Origin of the sequence: Roseovarius sp. PS-C2 (assembly GCF_018862045.1) — a bacterium.
Classification (GTDB): Bacteria; Pseudomonadota; Alphaproteobacteria; order Rhodobacterales; family Rhodobacteraceae; genus Roseovarius.
This window is the reverse complement of record NZ_JAHKSQ010000001.1, coordinates 14,020-34,239: the sequence shown is the minus strand read 5'-3', so window position 1 is coordinate 34,239 and position 20,220 is coordinate 14,020. Positions and strand designations below refer to the sequence as shown.

General features: G+C 65.7%; 18 protein-coding genes and 1 pseudogene. 4 read left to right on the top strand and 15 right to left on the bottom strand.

Annotated elements, in window-relative coordinates; all coding sequences use genetic code 11:
• Nucleotides 1-74: 74 nt before the first annotated feature.
• Complete coding sequence (locus KPG71_RS00170) at nucleotides 75-854, top strand: enoyl-CoA hydratase-related protein (protein ID WP_216335867.1); 780 nt, start codon at nucleotides 75-77, stop codon at nucleotides 852-854.
• Between the two features lie 66 nt (nucleotides 855-920).
• Here the strand turns inward: KPG71_RS00170 and KPG71_RS19810 are convergent.
• The 4 genes and pseudogenes from KPG71_RS19810 to gltX form a co-directional block, all read right to left on the bottom strand.
• Nucleotides 921-1,121: pseudogene (locus tag KPG71_RS19810) on the bottom strand (hypothetical protein); the annotation flags it as partial.
• Between the two features lie 118 nt (nucleotides 1,122-1,239).
• A complete protein-coding gene (locus KPG71_RS00160) occupies nucleotides 1,240-2,007 on the bottom strand; it encodes a calcium-binding protein (protein ID WP_216335865.1) in 768 nt (255 codons plus the stop codon).
• A gap of 183 nt (nucleotides 2,008-2,190) precedes the next feature.
• A complete protein-coding gene (gene gltA, locus KPG71_RS00155; RefSeq protein WP_216335863.1) occupies nucleotides 2,191-3,486 on the bottom strand; it encodes a citrate synthase in 1,296 nt (431 codons plus the stop codon).
• Between the two features lie 73 nt (nucleotides 3,487-3,559).
• Complete coding sequence (gltX, locus tag KPG71_RS00150; protein WP_216335861.1) at nucleotides 3,560-4,969, bottom strand: glutamate--tRNA ligase; 1,410 nt, start codon at nucleotides 4,967-4,969, stop codon at nucleotides 3,560-3,562.
• 80 nt (nucleotides 4,970-5,049) lie between these two features.
• Between gltX and KPG71_RS00145 the strand changes: the two genes are divergently transcribed.
• A complete protein-coding gene (locus KPG71_RS00145; protein ID WP_216335859.1) occupies nucleotides 5,050-7,056 on the top strand; it encodes a ComEC/Rec2 family competence protein in 2,007 nt (668 codons plus the stop codon).
• Here the strand turns inward: KPG71_RS00145 and lexA are convergent.
• The 6 genes from lexA to KPG71_RS00115 form a co-directional block, all read right to left on the bottom strand.
• Nucleotides 7,050-7,751 carry a transcriptional repressor LexA gene (gene lexA / locus KPG71_RS00140; protein ID WP_216335857.1) on the bottom strand — a complete coding sequence of 234 codons (702 nt, stop codon included), beginning with the start codon at nucleotides 7,749-7,751 and terminating at the stop codon, nucleotides 7,050-7,052. The genes KPG71_RS00145 and lexA overlap by 7 nt on opposite strands.
• 140 nt (nucleotides 7,752-7,891) lie before the next feature.
• Nucleotides 7,892-9,064, bottom strand: a complete 1,173-nt coding sequence (gene glp / locus KPG71_RS00135) for a gephyrin-like molybdotransferase Glp (protein WP_216335854.1) — start codon at nucleotides 9,062-9,064, stop codon at nucleotides 7,892-7,894.
• The gene (gene moaC / locus KPG71_RS00130; protein WP_216335852.1) at nucleotides 9,061-9,537 is read right to left on the bottom strand and encodes a cyclic pyranopterin monophosphate synthase MoaC; all 477 of its coding nucleotides are present in this window, start codon (nucleotides 9,535-9,537) and stop codon (nucleotides 9,061-9,063) included. Before moaC ends, glp begins: the two co-directional genes overlap by 4 nt.
• Nucleotides 9,538-10,353, bottom strand: coding sequence for an indole-3-glycerol phosphate synthase TrpC (gene trpC, locus KPG71_RS00125; RefSeq protein WP_216335851.1), 816 nt, complete (start codon nucleotides 10,351-10,353; stop codon nucleotides 9,538-9,540).
• Nucleotides 10,350-11,372, bottom strand: coding sequence for an anthranilate phosphoribosyltransferase (gene trpD / locus KPG71_RS00120; RefSeq protein WP_216335848.1), 1,023 nt, complete (start codon nucleotides 11,370-11,372; stop codon nucleotides 10,350-10,352). The genes trpC and trpD overlap by 4 nt, the downstream gene beginning before the upstream one ends.
• Entirely contained in the window at nucleotides 11,369-11,950 is a 582-nt protein-coding gene (locus KPG71_RS00115) for an aminodeoxychorismate/anthranilate synthase component II (protein ID WP_216335846.1), read from the bottom strand. The genes trpD and KPG71_RS00115 overlap by 4 nt, the downstream gene beginning before the upstream one ends.
• A 125-nt stretch (nucleotides 11,951-12,075) precedes the next feature.
• Here KPG71_RS00115 and KPG71_RS00110 point away from each other — a divergent pair, with 125 nt between their 5' ends.
• Complete coding sequence (locus KPG71_RS00110; RefSeq protein ID WP_216335844.1) at nucleotides 12,076-13,620, top strand: divergent polysaccharide deacetylase family protein; 1,545 nt, start codon at nucleotides 12,076-12,078, stop codon at nucleotides 13,618-13,620.
• 105 nt (nucleotides 13,621-13,725) lie between these two features.
• Entirely contained in the window at nucleotides 13,726-14,220 is a 495-nt protein-coding gene (locus KPG71_RS00105; protein WP_253195990.1) for a hypothetical protein, read from the top strand.
• A 50-nt stretch (nucleotides 14,221-14,270) separates the two neighbouring features.
• On the opposite strand, the gene KPG71_RS00100 is transcribed toward KPG71_RS00105, so the two are convergent.
• The 5 genes from KPG71_RS00100 to KPG71_RS00080 all read right to left on the bottom strand — a co-directional run bounded on the left by KPG71_RS00100 (nucleotide 14,271) and on the right by KPG71_RS00080 (nucleotide 20,205).
• On the bottom strand, nucleotides 14,271-14,834 hold the full coding sequence (locus tag KPG71_RS00100) for an rRNA large subunit pseudouridine synthase E (RefSeq protein WP_216335842.1): 564 nt from the start codon (nucleotides 14,832-14,834) through the stop codon (nucleotides 14,271-14,273).
• A gap of 40 nt (nucleotides 14,835-14,874) precedes the next feature.
• Entirely contained in the window at nucleotides 14,875-15,495 is a 621-nt protein-coding gene (locus KPG71_RS00095) for a rhodanese-like domain-containing protein (RefSeq protein ID WP_216335841.1), read from the bottom strand.
• 94 nt (nucleotides 15,496-15,589) lie between these two features.
• A complete protein-coding gene (gene trpE, locus KPG71_RS00090; protein WP_216335839.1) occupies nucleotides 15,590-17,101 on the bottom strand; it encodes an anthranilate synthase component I in 1,512 nt (503 codons plus the stop codon).
• Nucleotides 17,102-17,113: 12 nt separating this feature from the next.
• Nucleotides 17,114-18,955, bottom strand: a complete 1,842-nt coding sequence (locus tag KPG71_RS00085; protein WP_216335838.1) for a peptidyl-prolyl cis-trans isomerase — start codon at nucleotides 18,953-18,955, stop codon at nucleotides 17,114-17,116.
• A 44-nt stretch (nucleotides 18,956-18,999) separates the two neighbouring features.
• Entirely contained in the window at nucleotides 19,000-20,205 is a 1,206-nt protein-coding gene (locus tag KPG71_RS00080) for an aminotransferase (RefSeq protein WP_216335836.1), read from the bottom strand.
• Nucleotides 20,206-20,220 lie beyond the last annotated feature (15 nt).

Here is a 20,220-nt window from a genome sequence, read left to right as displayed (position 1 = left end):
GTTCTGCTTTCCCTGCCGGGCGAAATCGGGTTTGATCGCCGCAAATCGCAACAGGATGCAGGGGGACAGGCCCGGTGAAAGACTATCAGACCATCACGCTGGAGATCGCGGACGGCGTTGCCGTTCTGCGGCTGAACCGCCCGGACAAGATGAACGCGCTCAACACCCAGATGCGCGCCGAGATCACCGATGCCGTTGGCGTGGCCGGGAAATCGGCGCGGGTGCTGGTGATGACGGGCAATGGCAAGTGCTTTTGCTCGGGGCAGGATCTGAGCGATGGCGGGAATGCCGCCAATCTGGATCTGGAACGGGTGCTGCGCGACGAGTACGAGCCCATGCTGCGCGCCATAGGCGAATGCCCGATCCCGACGATCAGTGCGGTGAACGGCGCCGCCGCCGGGGCGGGGGCCAATCTGGCGTTGGCCGCCGATGTGGTGATCGCCACCGAGAGCGCCTATTTCCTGCAGGCCTTTACGCGGATCGGGCTGATCCCGGATGCCGGGGGCACCTATTGGCTGCCGCGCCAGATGGGGGCGGCCAAGGCGATGGGGGCGGCCCTGTTCGCCGAGCCGGTCAGCGCCCGGCAGGCGAGCGACTGGGGTATGATCTGGGAGGCGGTCGGTGACGACGGGTTCGAGGCCAAATGGCAGGCACGCGCGGCGCATCTGGCCAAGGGGCCGACCGTGGCCTACGCGCAGTTGAAACAGGCGATCCGGCAGAGCTGGAGCAACGATTACGACGGGCAGCTGGACCTCGAGGCGAAATCGCAGGGCATTTGCGGGACGACGCGCGATTTCAAGGAGGGCGTGGTGGCGTTTCTCGAAAAGCGCCCGGCGAAATACGAAGGGCGCTGAGGGCGGCGCGCAACGTCGCCGGACATGTGGGCGCGGCCAGCGGGGGCCGCGCCTTTTGCTTGTGCGTCAGGGTGTGGCCGCCGCGCGCGGGTCCAGTTGGACATTGGCGGCGGTGAAGCCGGTGCCGACGCCCTGAACCACACTGACCGCCACGCCGTCCAGCAGGACGGTGGCGTCGCCCTCGGTGGCGTCATCCGCGAAAAGACTGTCGTTTCCGTCGCCCCCGGTCAGCGCGTCATCGCTGGTAAGGCCGCTCAGCCGGTCATCGCCGGTGCCGCCTTCGACGCCACGGTCACGCTATGGGGGTGTTGTTGTTGCTGTTTTCGGTATTATTTACGGCTTCTGCTGTCTTTGGTTCCTGACTGGAAACGAAAGCCGCACGTTATCAGGCGGCATAGCGGCCCACCGCGACGTTGCGCAGGGAAAACTCGGGGCTGGCGTTGCGCAGTACGGCCACGGCGTGACCGTCGGCCTTGATCGTGGTCATGCCGGTTTGCCTGTCCACCTCCAGCGTCATGTCGGGGGCCGGCTGATCGTCGGCATGCACGAAGGAAATCAGATCCTCGGCCAGATCGAAATCTTCGATCACGACGGGCCGGTCGCCTTCGATCCAGTCGCCAAGGGCGAATTCATCCGATCCGTCGCCGCCGGTCACAGAATCATCGCTGCCCGCGACGATGGTATCGTCGCCCGGCCCCAGATCGACGGTATCGCCGGTGTCGGACGGGCCGGGCAGGGCATAGCCAAAGGCGATATCTCCCAGGTTTTCAAGCCCGTCCAGCGATGCCACCAGCGCGGTTTCGTCCACCACATTGGCGGCCTCGATGAAATCGTCGCCCGCGCCGCCGGTCAGCGTGTCGACCCCCGCGCCGCCGATCAGGACATCCGCCCCGGCGCCGCCTGCAAGCAGATCATCGCCCTCCAGCCCCAGCAGCCAGTCCGTTCCGGCCCCGCCCGACAGGTCGTCATCGCCGTCCCGTCCGATCAGCAGGTCGTTCCCGCTGCCGCCCGAGAAGGTATCCTGCCCGTCGGTGCCATCCATGACATCATCGTCATCCACGGCCCCGCCGGCGATGTCGATATCACCGGCGGACACCCCCACCATTCCGGCAAGCGAGGCACCGACCAGAAGGAACAGAGCGAGGAAGGCCATGACAGTGTTTCCTGTGCGATCGTTGACGACGGGCCATTGATCGCAGGGCGGTGGTAAAGACCGGGTGAATGCCTGTCCGGCCGGTCATGGCGAATTTCCGTAAAATTCGATCTATCTCCCACAAGAAAAGGGCCGGAATGCGTGCTGCATCCCGGCCCCGGTTCTCGGTTCGATCCGCGTGCGTCAGCGGTTTTCGATATCGACGTAATCGCGCAGCGTTTCGCCATGATACAGCTGACGGGGACGCCCGATTTTCAACTGCGGATCGCTGATCATTTCCTTCCACTGGGAAATCCAGCCGACGGTGCGGCTGAGCGCGAAGATCGGCGTGAACATCGAGGTCGGGAAGCCCATCGCCTCGAGAATGATGCCCGAGTAGAAATCGACGTTCGGGAACAGTTTCTTCTCGGCGAAATAGGGATCGGCCAGCGCCGCCTTTTCCAGTTCCTTGGCGACCTGCAGGGTCGGATTGTCTTCGATGCCCAGAAGATCCAGCACCTCGTCGGCGGATTGCTTCATCACCTTGGCGCGCGGATCGAAGTTCTTGTAGACCCGGTGGCCGAAGCCCATCAGGCGGAACGGATCGTCCTTGTCCTTGGCGCGCGCGATGAACTCGGGGATGCGGTCGGGCGTGCCGATTTCCTGCAGCATTTCGAGGCAGGCCTGGTTGGCGCCGCCATGCGCGGGGCCCCAGAGGCAGGCGATGCCGGCGGCGATACAGGCAAACGGGTTTGCCCCCGAACTGGACGCCAGACGCACCGTCGAGGTCGAGGCGTTCTGTTCGTGATCGGCGTGCAGGGTAAAGATCCGGTCCATCGCGCGGCTGAGGATCGGGTTCACCTCGTAATCGGCGGCGGGCACGGCAAAGCACATGCGCAGGAAGTTCGAGGCGTAATCCAGATCGTTGCGCGGATAGACGAAGGGCTGACCGATGGAATACTTGTAGGCCATGGCCGCGATGGTCGGCATCTTGGCGACCATGCGGATCGAGGCGACCTCGCGCTGCCAGGGGTCGGAGATATCGGTGCTGTCATGGTAGAAGGCCGACATCGCACCGACCACGCCCACCATGATCGCCATCGGATGAGCATCGCGGCGATAGCCCCGGAACAGGTACATCATCTGTTCGTGGATCATGGTGTGATTGGTGACGCGCGATTCGAAATCTTCCAGCTGCGCAGGCGAGGGCAGTTCGCCGTACAGCAGCAGGTAGCACACTTCGAGGTAATGCGATTTCTCGGCCAGCTGGTCGATCGGATAACCGCGGTGCAGCAATTGGCCCTTGTCACCGTCGATATAGGTGATCGTGCTGTCGCAGCTTGCGGTCGAGGTAAAGCCGGGATCGTATGTGAAAACGCCCGCCTGCCCATAGAGCTTGCGAATGTCGATCACGTCGGGACCGGCGGTTCCGGCGTAAACGGGCAGGTCGTAATCCTTGCCGTCGATGGTCAGCTTCGCGGTTTTAGTGCTTTCAGCCATTCGGGTTCTCCCTTTCAAGCCCGCACTTGCTGTGCGTCACGGGCTGCCTATAACAGTCGGCCTTTCGAGTAGGTTAACCACTCTCGCAGGCGGCATCGGAAAGCCGGGCGATCGTTTCATCCCGCCCGAGCACGAGCATCATGTCGAATACGCTCGGTGTTGCGCTGCGGCCTGCCAGAGCGGCCCTGAGCGGGCCCGCCAGCTTGCCGAACTTCACGTCAATAGATTCGGCAAACTGCATTGCGGCTGCCTCCAAATCTTCGCGCGACCACCTAGCATTTCGCAAATGCGGCGTCAATTCGTTCAGTATACTACGGGATACATCATCAAGTTGCGCGGCGGCTTTCTCATCCGGCAGAATTGGGCGGTCTGCAAGAATAAACTCAGCCTTTTCAATAAGTTCAGGGAAGGTTTTGGCCCGCTCCTTGAGGCAATACATGGCCTTTCCCATCAACGAGAATTTTGCATCGGACAGGGCGGGCTGGCCGGTGGCCTTCAAAAAGGCCGAAAGTTCATGCAGCAGCGCAGCATCGTCACTGGCCGCGATATGCTGACCGCACAGATTGCCGAGCTTCTTGAAATCGAACCGGGCGGGCGATTTTCCGATGCCCGAGAGGTCGAACCACGCCTGCGCCTGCGCGTCGGTGAAGAATTCGTCATCGCCGTGGCTCCAGCCCAGCCGGGCCAGGTAATTGCGCATGCCCGCCGCCGGATAGCCCATTTTCTGGTACTCATCCACGCCGAGCGCGCCGTGGCGCTTGGACAGTTTCTTGCCGTCGGGGCCGTGAATCAGCGGGATATGGGCGTAAACGGGCAGGGGCCAGCCCATCGCCGTATAGATCAGCATCTGCCGGGCGGCATTGTTCAGGTGGTCGTCGCCGCGGATCACATGAGTCACGCCCATGTCGTGATCGTCCACCGCCACGGCCAGCATGTAGACCGGGCTGCCATCCGAGCGCAAAAGCACCATGTCGTCGAGCTGATCGTTGCGGATGGTGACATCGCCCTGCACCTGATCGGCGATCACCGTGGCCCCGTCGCGCGGGGCCTTGATGCGGATGACGTAAGGCGCGTCGGGATGCGTGGCGGGATCGGCGTCGCGCCACGGGCTCTGGAACAGGGTCGAGCGGCCCTCGGCGCCGGCGGTGTCGCGGAACGTCTGGATCTCGTCCTGCGTGGAAAAGCACTTGTAGGCCTCGCCCTTGTCCAGCAGCTCCAGCGCCACTTCGCGGTGACGGTCGGCGCGCTCGTACTGGCTGATCACGTCGCCATCATGATCGAGACCCAGCCACGTCATGCCGTCGAGAATCGCCTGCGTCGCCTGATCGGTCGAGCGCGCGCGGTCGGTATCCTCGATCCTGAGCAGGAACCTGCCGCCCCGGCCACGGGCATAGAGCCAGTTGAACAGTGCGGTGCGCGCGCCGCCGATATGCAGGAACCCCGTGGGCGAGGGGGCGAAACGGGTCACGACTGTTTGCGGCATGGGGGACATTAACCTTTCGGTAACCGGGTTGGGCCTAGCGTTGCGGCCTGTCTATCGGCGCGGCGGAAGGGTGACAAGACTTGGCGCTATGGCATCACGCATGGGCCGCATGGCTGAACCAGCGCGGACACCTGTTTCCCTGGGTGCCCGTATGCCTGGGCTGTGGTGTCGCGCTCTATTTCGCGCTGCGGGCCGAGCCGGGGGCGGGTGCGTACCTTGGGCTGGTCGTGGCGGGCGTTCTGTGCGCCGGTCTGGCATGGCGCTTGGGGCCGGGGCTGTCGCCGCTGTTCTGGGCCGGGGCGATGGTGGCCACGGGGCTGTGCATCGCCGGGGCGCGGGCGCATCACCTGTCCGGGCCGGTTCTGGGCTGGCGCTATTACGGGCCGGTGGAAGGCCGGATCGTGGGGATCGACCGCTCGGGGTCGGATGCGCTGCGGCTGACGCTGGATCGTGTCCGGCTGCATGACGTTTCACCGGAAAAGACCTCGGCGCGTGTTCGGGTGTCGCTGCACGGTAGGCAGGGCTTTGTCGTTCCGCGCCCCGGCCTGCGGGTGATGATGACCGCGCATTTGTCGCCCCCCGGCGGCCCGGTCGAGCCGGGCGGCTTCGATTTTCAGCGTCACGCTTGGTTTTTGCGCCTTGGCGCCGTGGGCTACACGAGAACCCCGGTCCTGACGCTGGCCCCGCCGCAGGCCGGGCAAGGGATGTTCCGGGCGCGCATGGCGCTGTCGGCGCGGGTGCAGGCGGCGTTGCCCGGCGAAACCGGCGGATTCGCGGCGGCGATCATGACCGGGGACCGCTCGGATATCGGGCAGGACACGCTCGAGGCGCTTCGGGTGTCGAACCTTGCGCATCTGCTGGCAATCTCGGGACTGCATATGGGGTTGCTGGCGGGGTTTGTCTTTGCCGCCTTCCGGCTGGGCTTTGCCGCTGTGCCGGTCATTGGCTTGCGGGTTCCGGCCAAAAAGCTGGCGGCGCTGATGGCCCTGCCGGTGGCGGCGGCCTATCTGGGCCTGTCCGGCGGCAGCGTGGCGACCGAGCGCGCGTTCGTCATGGTGGCGGTGGCCCTGTTGGCGGTGATGAGCGACCGGCGGGCGCTGTCTCTGCGCGCCGTGGCGGTGGCGGCGGTGATCGTGCTGATCCTGCGCCCCGAGGCCCTGCTGGGGCCGGGGTTCCAGATGTCGTTCGCCGCCACGACCGCGCTGGTCGCGGTGTTCGGCTGGCTGCGCGATGCCGCAGTACCGCTTGGCCCGCGTTGGTTGCGCCCGGCGGTGACGGTGGTGATTTCCTCGGCCGTGGCGGGGCTGGCAACCGCGCCGGTGGCGGCGGCGCATTTCAACCAGATCGCGCATTACGGGCTGCTGGCCAACCTGTTGAGCGTGCCCCTGATGGGGGTGCTGGTGATGCCCGCCGCGGTGCTGGCCGCCTGCCTGTTGCCCTTCGGGCTGGAGGGCGTGGCGCTGTGGGTCATGGGGCAGGGGCTGGGCTGGATACTCGGCGTGGCGCATTGGGTGGCCACGCTCGAAGGGGCGCGCGGCACGGTGGTCAGCCCCGCGCCGATGGTTCTGCCGCTGATGGCAATGGGGGCCCTGTTTCTGGTGCTGTGGCAGGGGCGGGCGCGGCTGGCCGGACTCGTGCCGATGCTGCTGGCCGCACTGTTTTGGGCGCAGAGCGAGCGGCCCGATGTGCTGATCTCGGACAATGGGGCATTGGTCGGGGTGATGACCCCGCAGGGGCGTGCGCTGAGCCGGGCGCGCGGGGCCGGGTTCGTTGCGATGAACTGGCTTGAGAACGATGGCGACGGCGCGGTGCAGGAAAGCGCGGCCAGCCGCTGGCGCGACCCGCCCCCCGGCGGCCTCCGCATCCTTGCCCTGCGCGGCAAGCGCGCGGCGCGCGACACCACCGATTGCAAGGGGCATGACTGGATCGTTTTCGACAGGACGCCGGAGCACGAGCTGCCCTGCACCGTGTTCGAGCCGCGCATGCTGCGCCGGTCGGGCGCGGTGGCGCTTCATGTCACGGCGGACGGGGTGAAAACCGTGACCGCGCGCCAGATCACCGGCACGCGGTTGTGGAACGCTCAGTAGGTGCGGATCAGCCCGACCAGACGGCCCTGCACCTTGACCTGATCCTCGGGCAGGACGCGGGTTTCATAAGCCGGGTTGGCGGCCTCCAGCGCGATGGCGTTGCCACGGCGATAGAATTTCTTGAGCGTCGCCTCCTGATCCTCGACCAGGGCCACGACGATATCGCCATTGTCGGCGGTGCTGGTTTCGCGGATCACCACCACGTCGCCGTCGTTGATGCCGGCCTCGATCATCGAGTCGCCCTTGACCTCGAGCGCGTAATGTTCGCCTTTGCCCGAGATCATCGCGCCGGGCACGGCAACCTTGTGGCTGACATGGGCAATCGCCTCGATCGGGACACCGGCGGCGATCCGGCCCATCACCGGCAGTTCCATCGCCCCGACCGCTTCGACGGGTTGTGCGTTGGCCGGTTGCGGCGCATCCGGTTTTTCGCCGTCGATCACGCGGGGGGTGAAGCCATGCGTCGCCTCGCCGCCAAGCGCCTCGGGCAGTTTGACGATTTCCAGCGCCCGCGCCCGGTGGGCCAGGCGGCGGATGAAGCCGCGTTCCTCCAGCGCCGTGATCAGCCGGTGAATGCCGGATTTCGAGCGCAGATCGAGCGCCTCTTTCATTTCGTCGAAACTGGGCGGCACCCCGTCGCGCTGCACGCGCTTGTGGATGAAGTTCAGAAGATCGAGCTGTTTTTTCGTCAGCATTTTGCGCACCTCGGGTCCATGCGTTTTGTTTTGTTCTACGCATGTTCCCGTTTTGTGTCAACTCTGACGCGTCCCGCCCTTCTTCTTGCCCGAAATATCCCGGGGGAGTCGCGCAGCGCGCGACGGGGGCAGCGCCCCCTTTACAGCGGCAGGTAGTCGATCACGTCGCCGGCCTTGCGCGGGGCGTCGTCGGCGGGGCGGATCATCAGGGCGTTGGCGCCCGCCAGCACGCTCAGCAAAGCGCTGTCCTGCCGCTCGGCGGGTGCGATCGTGCCGTCGCGGACATCGGCGCGCATGTAATGCTCGCGCGGGCCGCCACGGGGCAGGTCATGGGCAAGGCGCGCAGTCAGGCGTGGGGCGCGCTCGGCCCCGAGGCCCAGCATCGCGCGGATCGCCGGGGCCAGAAACACATGCCCGCAGACCATGGCCGAAACCGGGTTGCCCGGCAGGCCGATCATCGCCGCGCCGCCCATGCGGCCCGCCATCAGCGGTTTGCCGGGGCGCATCCGCACCTTGTAGAACGCGCGCTGCATCCCGAGGCTTTCGGTCACGTCGCCCACCAGATCGTGATCGCCCACCGAGGCCCCGCCGATGGTCACAACCAGATCGGCCCCGCGCGCCAGATCGAACGCCGTTTCCAGCGAGGCGCGCGTATCGCGTGCGATTGGCAGGATACGGGCATCCGCGCCCATGCTGTCGAGCATGGCCTTCAGGCCAAAGGTGTTCGAAGCGATGATCTGATCCGGCCCCGGCTCTTCGCCGGGCATCACCAACTCGTCGCCGGTGGAAATCAGCGCCACCTGCGGTTTACGGGTGACGCGCACATGGGCGACGTTCATCGAAGCCAGAAGCGCGATATCCGCCGGGCCCAGAACGCGCGGCGCGGTGATCCGGTCGCCGGTTCTGAAATCGGCCCCGGCGGGGCGCAAGTGGGTATTGTCGCCCAGATCGTCGCCAAGGGTGATCCGCTCACCCTCGCGCGTGACGTCTTCTTGGATGACGATACGGTCGGCACCTTCGGGGACCGGTGCGCCGGTAAAGATGCGCACGGCCTGCCCGGTGCCGACGCGGCCCTCGAAGCCATGCCCCGCCGCAGCCTCGCCGATCACGGTGAACTGCGCGCCGGGGTGCACGGCGGACCCGTCCACCGCATATCCATCCATCGCCGAGGCGGCAAAGGGCGGCTGATCGCGCCAGGCCACCGCATCGGCGGCCAGCACGCGGCCCGCGGCCCGGATCAGCGGAACCTCTTCGGTGCCCAGCGGCGTCACCAGCGAAAACAGGCGGTCCAGCGCCTCGTCAACGGTGATCATGTGGCTTCGTACCGCCCGGATTTGCCGCCATCTTTCAACTTGACGCGGATACCGCCGATTTCCATCGCCTTGTCGACGGCCTTGACCATGTCATAGACGGTCAGCGCGGCGGTGCTGACGGCGGTCAGGGCCTCCATTTCCACGCCGGTCTGGCCGGTGGTCTTGACCGTGGCCTCGATCTGCACGCCGGGCAGGTCGGGATCGAGCGTCAGTTCCACCGCGACCTTGGTGACAGGCAGGGGGTGGCAGAGCGGGATGAGCTCAGGGGTTTTCTTGGCCCCCATGATGCCCGCCAGACGGGCCACCGACAGAACGTCGCCCTTCTTGGCGCGTCCGTCGCTGATCATGTCGTAGGTGTCACGCGCCATTCTGACCGATCCGGCAGCGACGGCCACGCGCGATGTCACCGGCTTGTCCGAGACATCGACCATATGCGCATCGCCCTTGCCGTCGAAATGCGTGAGGCCGGCCATTCACATGCCCCCGGCGGTCAGCGGATTGGCCAGCAGGGTGCGCGTGGCGGCTTCGACATCGTCCTGACGCATCAGGGATTCCCCGATCAGGAAGCAGCGCGCGCCATACATGGCCATGTCCGACAGGTCCTTCGGCGTGGCCAGGCCGCTTTCGCAGACGATCATGCGGTCCACGGGGACCAGTTTCGACAGGGTGCGCGTGGTGTCGAGCGTGGTGTCGAACGTGTTCAGGTCGCGGTTGTTGATGCCGATCATCTTTGATGAGAGTTGCGCGGCGCGCTCCAGTTCGGCCTCGTCATGCACTTCGATCAGCGCGTCCATGCCCCATGCGGTGGCGGCGTCCTCGAGTTCGGAGGCCTGTGCGTCGCTGACCGAGGCCATGATGATCAGGATGCAATCCGCGCCCCAGGCGCGGGCTTCGGCCACCTGATAGGGGTCGTACATGAAATCCTTGCGCAAGACCGGCAGGTCACAGGCGGCGCGGGCCTGTCCCAGAAATTCGGGCGCCCCCTGAAAGCTGGGCGTATCGGTCAGCACCGACAGGCAGGTCGCGCCGCCCTCGGCATAGGCGGTGGCCAGCGCGGCAGGGTCGAAATCCTCGCGGATCAGCCCCTTGGAGGGGCTGGCCTTCTTGATTTCGGCGATCAGGCCATAGCCCTGCTTGCTGGCCTGCAGCAGCGCGTCGGCAAAGGGGCGCACCTCGCCCGCGTCGCGGGCGGCGGCCTCGACCTCGTCCAGCGGTCGCTCGGCCTTGGCGGCGGCGATTTCGTCCAGCTTGTACGCCTTGATCTTTTCGAGAATGGTGGGGGTGCTCATGCGGCCTCCGATGTGATCTTGGCAAGGGTTTCGACCTTGGCGCGTGCCGCGCCGCTGTCGATGCTCTCAATCGCCTGCGCGACGCCTTCCCTGACATCGCCGGCATGGCCCGCCACCACCAGCGCGGCGGCGGCATTCAGCAACACCGCGTCGCGATAAGCCCCCTGCGCGCCGCCCAGAAGGGCGCGGAAGGCGTTGGCGTTGTCTTCGGGCGTGCCGCCGAGAATGGACTCGAACGGGTGCACGGGCAAGCCGAAGTCTTCGGGATGCATCTCGGCGTCGGTGACATCGCCGTTTTCACCCAGTTGCGCCACCCATGTGACGCCGGTGATCGTCATTTCGTCGGTGCCGTCGCTGCCATGCACCAGCCAGGCCCGTTCCGAGCCCAACTGCCCCAGTGTTTCGGCCATCGGGCGGATCAGGTCGCGGGCGAAAGCCCCGGTCAACTGCCGTTTGACGCCCGCCGGATTGGTCAGCGGCCCGAGGATGTTGAAGATCGTGCGCGTGCCCAGTTCGGCGCGCACGGGGCCGACATGGGCCATGGCCGGGTGGTGCATCGGCGCCATCATGAAGGCGATCCCGGCCTCCTTCATGGCCTGTTCCACCACCTGCGGGCCGACCATGACATTGATGCCCATCTGGGTCAGCGCATCCGCCGCGCCGGACTTGGAGCTGAGGTTGCGGTTGCCGTGCTTGGCCACCGGCACGCCCGCGCCCGCCACGACAAAGGCCGTCGCGGTGGAAATGTTCAGCGTGCCCTTGCCGTCGCCTCCGGTACCGACGATGTCGATCGCCCCAGCGGGCGCGGCCACCTTGTTGCATTTGGCGCGCATCACCGCGGCGGCGGCGGCGAATTCGTCCACCGTTTCGCCGCGCGTGCGCAGCGCCATCAGGAAGCCGCCCATTTGCGCCGGTGTCGCCTCGCCCTCGAACAGGCAGGCGAATGCGGCCTCGGCCTCGTCACGGGTCAGGGGGCGTTCGGCGGCGGCGCCGATCAGCGGTTTGAGGCGGTCGCTCATGCGGGCACCTTCATCATGTCGAGGAAGTTTTTCAGCAGCGCATGGCCATGTTCCGAGGCGATCGACTCGGGGTGGAACTGCACGCCGTGGATCGGCAATTCGCGGTGTTGCAGGCCCATGATCGTGCCGTCTTCGAGTTCGGCTGTGATCTCGAGAACCTCGGGGCATGTTGCGCGCTCGACCACCAGCGAGTGATAACGCGTCGCCTGAAACGGCGAGGGCAGGCCCGCGAACAGGCCCTTGCCGGTGTGATGCACCTTGCCCATCTTGCCATGCACGATTTCGGAATGGCGCACCACCTTGCCGCCGAACGCCTGCCCGATGGCCTGATGGCCAAGGCACACGCCCAGAAGCGGCGTTCCGGTTTCGGCGGCGGCCGCTGTCAGGGCAAGGCAGATACCCGCCTGGTCCGGATCGCAGGGGCCGGGCGACAGCAGGATGCCGGCGGGGTTCATGCCCATGGCCTCCTGCACGTTCAGCGCATCGTTGCGTTTCACAACGACATCGGCGCCCAGTTCACCGACATAGTGCACCAGATTGTAGGTGAAACTGTCGTAGTTATCTATCAAAAGCAGCATTTTGCCTGTCCTTACGCCAAGGGGGCTGGAGGCCAGCGGTGCGGTCGCGGTATACATGTTCAGGGTTGCGCGGCACCGTCAAGGGGCGCATAGCTGGGAAAACGCAAATACAGGGGGCAAAGGCAGTGGCACGCGGGCTTTTTTCTGGATTCCTTGTGGGAACGGTGGTTTCCGGGGTGGCGGTGGGCACCGTTTCGGTGCTGAACGGGCCGCCCGTATCGGACCCGCCCGACGCCGCCGCGCTGGAGGTGCCGGCCGGGTCGGAGTTCGACCAGTCGCGAGAAGACCGGGAGGCCGAACTGCCCGCCACGCAGGAGGCCCCCGACGCAGGCAGCACGCCAAGGGTGACGGCCCCCGAGCCTGATGACCTGTCTTCGTTGCAGGGTGCCGATATGGCCCCGGCGGGCCAGCCCGAAACCGCCCAGCCCGCAGGCGGGATGTCACAACCCGCCACGGGAGAGGACGCCGCGGGCGTCGAAGTGGACAGCGACAGCCCGGTATTGCCCAGTCCGCAATCCACGGCCCCCGAGGCCCCCGCAGGCGAGGACGAGCTGTCGATCTCGACCGAACCGGCACAGCCCGCGCCGCCCGAGATCGAAGAGGGCGGGGCGTTCGATGCCCCGGACTCACCGGAGGCCCTCGAGGCCCCAGAGGCCCCGGAGGCCAGCGAAGAGCCGATGCAAGAAGAGCCCGCGCAGGAGGCCCCCCCGGACGCGACCGAGGCGCAACCGCCCGTGCCGCAGACATCGCAGGAGGATGCGGAAGAAGAACAGACGATGCCGGACGACGCGCCCGGACAGGACGAAGATGCCGCCGGCGATCAGGCGAAAAGCGATCAGGCGAACGACGAAAATGCCCCTCGTACCGGCATGTTCGACAACATGGCCGAGGGCGTGACCACCGGGCGGTTGCCCTCGGTGACCGATGACCCCGAAGCGGTCGCCCCCGAAGAGGATGAGGCGGAGACCGATAGCGCCGCTACTGAGGAAGATATGCGCCCGCCGCTAGAACGGTTCGCCGTCCCGTTCGACAATCCTGAGGAGAAGCCGCTGATGTCCATCGTTCTGATTGACGATGGCGGCAGCGGGATCGGGCTGGAGGCGCTGTCGGATTTTCCCTATCCGGTCAGTTTCGCCGTCGATCCCGGCTGGCCCGGCGCGGCAGGGGCCGCGCGGAAGTATCGCGATGCGGGGTTCGAGGTGCTGGCCATGGCCGACCTGCCGCCGGGCGCGAGCGCAACGGATACCGAGGTGGCGATCCAGGCGCAGATGGCCGTTATTCCCGAGGCCGTGGCCGTGTTCGAAGTTCCGGGCGCCGACCTGCAATCGAACCGCGAGGCCAGCGAGCAACTGGCCGCGATCCTGCTGGACAGCGGTCATGGGCTGGTGATGTATCCCCAGGGGCTGAACACCGCGCAGAAGCTGATCGCCAAAGAGGGCGTGCCCTCGACCACGGTGTTCCGCGATTTCGACGCCAAGGGGCAGGACGCCACCGTCATCCGCCGCTTTCTGGATCAGGCCGCCTTCAAGGCCGGTCAGGATGAAAACGGGGTGATCATGGTGGGCCGTTTGCGCCCCGACACGATCAGTGCGCTCTTGCTGTGGGGGTTGCAGGACCGGGCCAGCAGCGTGGCCCTTGCGCCGGTATCGGCGGTGCTGCGCGGGCAATAGCGCGATCTGCGCCGACGGAATGTCTTGTCTGATCCCGGTTTGCCTGTAGCCTGAAGCCAGCCGCGCCAGTATGCGCGGCGGTTTCAACAGGTAAGGGTTTACGAGATGAAAATTGCAGCAACGGCCTTGGGGGTGGTTCTGAGCGCGGGCATGGCGATGGCCGACATGTCGGTGCAACTGGGCGGTGGATGGAGCGGCGGCAAGATCCCCGCAGGGCAGCAATGCAAGCTGAACGGCGGCAATGGCGGGACGCCACCGATGCGGGTGTCGGGCGTTCCGGCGGGGGCGGTCTGGATCGTGGCCTATTTCAATGACAAATCCTACAAGCCGCTGTCGCGCAATGGCGGGCATGGCACCATCGCGTTTCCGGTGCGCGGAGCGGTGACCGACCTGCCTGCGGTGCCGGGCATGACGGCCCGCCTGCCGGGTGGGGCGCAGGTGATGGCGGCGGCGAAAGCCTCGGGGAAATATGCCAGCCCCGGTTACCTGCCGCCCTGTTCGGGCGGGCGCAACAACCGCTATTCGGTGGACCTGAAGGCCATCGACAAACAGGGCAAGGTGTTGGACGAGATCCGCGATTTCACCATCGGACGGTACTGACACCAGGGGCGCGGGCGGCACCGACAGGATACCGATGCGATACCGACGTTTTACCGACGCGGATTTTCGGCAACGTCGCGCCACTCTCCGGGCGCGAGCCCGTCAAGGTTCCACCCGCCGATCCGCCAGCGAATCAGCCGCAGGGTGGGGTGGCCCACATGCGCCGTCATGCGCCGGACCTGCCGGTTGCGGCCCTCGGTGATCGTCAGTTCGATCCAGCAGTCGGGAACCGATTTGCGGTATCGCACGGGCGGATTGCGTGGCCAGATATCGGGCGGGTCGATCCGGCGCGCACGGGCCGGGCGCGTCGGCCCGTCCTTGAGCGTGACACCGTTGCGCAGGGCCTCCAGCGCGGCATCGTCCGGCAGGCCCTCAACCTGCACGAGATAGGTTTTTTCCGTTTTGAAACGGGGGCTTGAGATGCGCGCTTGCAGTTTGCCATCGTCGGTCAGCAGCAACAGCCCCTCGCTGTCGCGATCCAGCCGCCCGGCGGGATAGACCCCCGGCAGGTCGATATGATCGGACAGCGTGGCGCGCGGGCTGTCGGCGTTGCCCTTGTCGGTGAACTGCGACAGCACCCCATAGGGTTTGTTGAAGGCGATAAGACGGGCCATGGCGCACCTGATGCCTCAGGCCGCCATGACTGACAAGGGTTTACTGTGCCGCCGGGACGGGCATCAGACCGTCGCGAATCTTGTAGGTCCACGCCCCCCCGGCATTTTTCCAGCCGTTTACCGTGCGCTGCCCGATATCCGATTTGTCGCCCTCGAACCCGTCGACGACGGTATAGGCGGGGGTTTCGATCCCGGCCTTGACCAGCGCATCGACCGCCCCCGCGCTGCGCGCGCCCGAGCGGCAGATGATCAGGATGGCAGAAGGATCGTTTGCGGCAATGAAGCCCTTGATCTGGTCGAGGAAGGCGGGGTTGTCGACCATGCCATAGGCGCCTTTCTTGGCGTTGTACGGATGATCGGGATTGACCAGCTTGAACGGGATATTCGCATCCGTTTCAGTGGCATAGCCGACGAACATGGTTTCCTCGGGGCTGCGGATATCGACCAGCGCCACGTCATCGCGTTCGGCCAGCAGGGCGATCGATTCGGCTGCGGTGATATAGGTCGAGGTGGCGTTGGTCTTTTTCTTTGGCAGTTCGGCTTCGACCACCGAAGTATCGAATTTAGCGCCGTGGCTGTCGGCCAAAGCGGGCAGGGGCAGCGCAAGGCCGAGGGAAAGGGCCAGCGCGGGGGCGGCCAGAAGGCGGGCAAAGGGTGTCATCGCGGTTTCCTTTTCAAAACATTCGAAACTTGGAATTCGACGTTCTGTCTAAAGATATACCGCAGCCTTATCTTTGACCTGCATCAAGATGCGTTCACCCGTTGCCATCCCCGGCAAAGCGCGCCGCATCTGCGGCCGCACGGCGTATGGCGTTGGATTTGTGGACGGTTTCCATGTACTCGGCCTCGGGATCGCTGTCATAGACGACGCCACCCCCGGCCTGAATATACAGGTTTTCGTCCTTCACCACGGCTGTACGCAACGCGATGCAGACATCCATGTCTCCACCCGCGCTGAAATATCCCACGCCGCCGCCATAGACGCCACGCTTTTCCGGCTCCAGCTCGTCGATGATCTCCATCGCGCGGACCTTGGGCGCGCCCGAAACCGTACCGGCGGGCAACCCGGCCAGCAGCGCCGACAGCGCATCCTGATCCGGGGCCAGTTCGCCCACCACGTTCGATACGATATGCATGACGTGGCTGTAGCGTTCGATGATGAACTCTTCGGTCGGTCGCACGGTGCCGATCTTCGACACGCGCCCCGCATCGTTGCGCCCCAGATCGAGCAGCATCAGGTGTTCTGCCAGTTCTTTCTCGTCGGCCAGAAGATCGGCCTCGTTGGCGCGGTCCTCTTCCGAGGTCTGGCCGCGTGGGCGGGTGCCCGCGATGGGACGGATCGTGACCTCGCCCCCCATCACGCGCACAAGGATTTCGGGGCTCGCGCCCACCACCTGAAAGCTGCCGAAGTTGAAATAGAACATGAAGGGAGACGGGTTGGTGCGCCGCAGCGAGCGATAGAGCGCGAAGGGCGGCTGGCGGAACGGCTGGGTCCAGCGTTGGCTGGGCACCACCTGAAAGATGTCGCCCGCCCGGATATATTCCTTGGCCTTCTCGACGGCGGCCTTGTAGCCCTCGCGGGTGAAATTCGACACCGGCGGGGCGTCTTCGTGGGCATTGCCCAGATCGCGGGCCTGCCGGGGCAGGGCGCGGTCCAGGTCGCGCACCGCGTCCATCACCCGCTCGGCGGCCTGCGCATAGGCGGCGCGCGCCGACTGGCCATTGCCGGCCCATGCGGGGGCGACGACGATCACCTCGCCCTTGACCCCGTCCAGCACCGCCACGACCGAGGGGCGCATCATCAGCGCGTCGGGCAGGCCCAGAGGGTCGGGGTTGACGTCGGGCAGGTGTTCGACCAGCCGGATCATGTCATAGCCCAGATAGCCGTAAAGCCCGGCACTGGAGGCCGGCAGGTCATCGGGCAGGTCGATTTTGCATTCGGCGATCAGGGCGCGCAGATTGTCCAGCGGATGACCGTCCTGATCCTCGAAACTGTCGCTGTCATAGCGCGCGGCGCGGTTGATACGGCTGGTTTCGCCGTGGCATTGCCAGATCAGGTCGGGTTTCATCCCGATGATCGAATAGCGCCCGCGCACCTCGCCGCCGGTCACCGATTCCAGCATGAACGCATCGCGCGCCGCGCCGGTCAGTTTCAGCATGAGCGAGACAGGCGTATCCAGATCGGCGGCCAGCCGGGCATGGACCACCTGATTGCGGCCCGCCTCAAACCCCTTGGCGAAGTCTTCGAAAGAGGGTGTCAGCTCCACGTCAGATGCCCCTTACTGGAAATTCGCGTGAACGGCGTTGATCGCCTGCTGATCGATGGTCAGCCCGGCGCGTTCACGGATGTTATTGGCCAGTATCTGGAACAGATCCTGCGACAACCCAGAGGCCGCCTGTTCGCGCAGGCCTGCCTGAAGCGCCTCGAGTTCCGGGGTGTCGGTATCTGGCGCGCGGATGTCATCGAGGCGCAGCACGAAGATGCGGCCATCGGCTTCGATCACGCTGACATCGTCCTTGTCCATGCCGAACAGGGTTTCGATGAAGCCCGGAGGGGTTCCGGGTTGAAACCCCTGCCGTGTCAGATCGCTGGCGGATTGTGTTTCGAGCCCCAGATCGTCAAAGCCGGCACCGCCGCGCAACTCTTCGATCTGCGCCTCGGCCTGCGTCTTGAGCGCCTCGGCGGTGGCCTGCTGACGCCACCCCGCCACCACGGCGGGGCGGACATCGTCGAGCGGCTGGATTTCGGGGTCGATCACCTTGTCGAGGCGCAGCGCGAAAATACCGCCATCGTCGAGGTCCATGACCTCGGGATAGTCGCTGTCGCTGACCGCCTCGGCGGCGCTGCGGAAGGCGGCGTAGGCGGCGATCCCGTCGCTCATGCCGGGATGCCAGTCGAGCGTGCCGGTCTGCATGTCGGTTTCGGCCCCCAGGTCCTCGAGCGTGGCGCCACCGGCGAGCAGGTCGTCGATGCCCGAGATACGGGTTTCGATCACGCGGCGGGCGCGGCCGCTGGCCAGTTCGTCGCGCAATTCGGCTTCGGCCTCGTCAAAGGTGGTTTCCTGAGCCGCAAGAATCGCGTTGACGCGAAACAGCGCCGGGCCGAGATCGCTGTCCAGCGGGCCGACCACGTCGCCGACCCCGGCGGAAAAGACAGCGTCCGAGCCCGCCGCCAGATCGTCCCTGGCGACATCGCCCATATCCACATCGGCAAGGGAAAGGCCGCGTTCCTCGACCAGTGCTTCAAAGCCGATCTCGCCGTTTTCGATCCGTGCGAGGGCCGCACTGGCGCTGTCGGAATCGGCAAAGACCAGACGTTCCACAAGGCGGCGTTCGGGCTGGCGGTATTCCTCGACCCGCTCGTCATAGGTCTCGCGCAGCGCCTGTTCATCCACCTCGACGCTGTCGATGATCATTTCGGGCGTCAGGTAGGCATAGGTGATCTGCTTGACCGTCGGCGTGGTGAAATCGGGCAGGTGGCTTTGGTGATAGGCCTTCAGCTCTTCCTCGGTCGGGTCGGGCAGGCCCGTTTGCAGGTCCGCGCGGTCCAGAATGGCCCATGTCGCATCGCGCTGTTCGGCCAGATAGGTCATCAGCGGCCTGATATAGCCTTCGGGTGCGGTAATGCCGGCCATGACCGCGCCCTGAAGGATGGCACGCGCGGATTCGGTGCGCATGTTTTCCTCGAACTGGGTTTCGCTCAGGCCCGCGCGATCCAGTGCAAATGCGTAGGCCTCGCGGTCGAACGTGCCGTTAATACCTTGAAACCCCTGAATTTCCAGAATTTGCCGACGCAGGTTTTCGTCTCCGATGGAAATGCCGAGGCGGGCGGTTTCGTCATCAAGCGCGGCAGTGGCGATCATTCGGGCCAGAACCGCATCGGTGACGCCGTTCTGGCGGGCCTGTTGCAGGGTCATCGGTTCGCCGGTGGCGGCCTGACGGGCATCCATTTCGGATTGAAGGGCGCGGGCATAGTCATTGATGTCGATCTTGGTGTCGCCGACGCTGCCGATGCTGCTGACACCGCCCGAGAGGTTGGTGACGCCAAAGCCCCCAAGCCCGAGGATCAGCAGACCCATCAGAATCCAGACCAGCGTTTTCGAGATGCTCTTGGCTGCCATGCGGCCCCCCGTCAGACGGCGTTGAAATCAATAGTCGGGACTGTCTACGCGCTGTCCGGGGCAGGGGCAAGAGGCCAGCCCGGACCGGCCAGGCGCCGGAACAGGGCGGTGATCCCGTCGCGGTCGACATTGGCAAAGGCGATGCGGACCTCGCGCGCGCCAGCGGGGCTGTTTGCGGGCTGGAACATGGTGCCGGGCAACAGTAGGACACCCGCCTCGCGCACCAGTGCCGGGGCAAGGTCGTTCGAGGGCATGGCGAAGGGATGGCGCAGATAGGCGAAATAGGCGCCACAGCCCATCAGACGCCAGCCCTGCGCGGCCAGGTCCGGCATGTTGTCGTGGATCGCTGCGCGGCGATCCAGAATTTCGGCCCGTTCGCCGGCCAGCCATTGCGACAGGTTGCGCATCCCCCAAAGCGCCGCAATCTGGCCCAGCTGATTGGGGCAGATGGTGACTGTATCGAGGAATTTCTCGACCTCGGCCAGCCGCGCGGGGCTGGTCACGATGGCGCCGACGCGATGCCCGGTCAGGCGGTAGGCCTTGGAGAAGGAATAAAGCTGAATCAGGGTCTTGTCCCAGTCGGGATCGGCAAACAACGCGTGCGGCGCGCCGGGGCGGGCATCGAAATCGCGATAGGTTTCATCGACGATCAGGGCGATGCCGCGCTCTTGCGCCAGCCGGTAGAAGGCCAGCACCAGATCGGCGGGGTATTCCACCCCGCCGGGGTTGTTGGGGGTGACCAGCACGATGGCGCGGGTGCGCTCGGTGATCAGGCGCGCGGCCTCGTCGGGGTCGGGCAGCAATTCGGCCCCGGCGGGCAGGGGTGTGGCCTGGACCCCCGACATATCGAGCCACATCTTGTGGTTGAAGTACCATGGCGTCGGCAGGATCACCTCGTCTCCATCGGTGCAGAGCGTGGCGATGGCGGCGCAGAATGCCTGATTGCAGCCCGAGGTGATGGCCACATTGTGCCCGTCCAACGTGCCGCCATAGGCCGTTGACCATTGGCTCGCCACCTCGTCGCGCAGGTCGGGACGGCCCAGAACCGGGCCATAGAGATGGGCTTGCGGATCGCGCAGGGCGGCCTCGGCGATGACCTGGCGCAGGGGCTCGGGCGGCGGATCGACCGGGGCGGCCTGACTGACATTGATCAGCGGGCACTCGGGTGGGAAATCCACGCCCCCCAGCCAGCGGCGCGCCTCCATTACCGGGGGCGAAAAGGTTCTGGCGGTGCGAGGCATGGTGTTCATCCCGGTCTCCTTGGC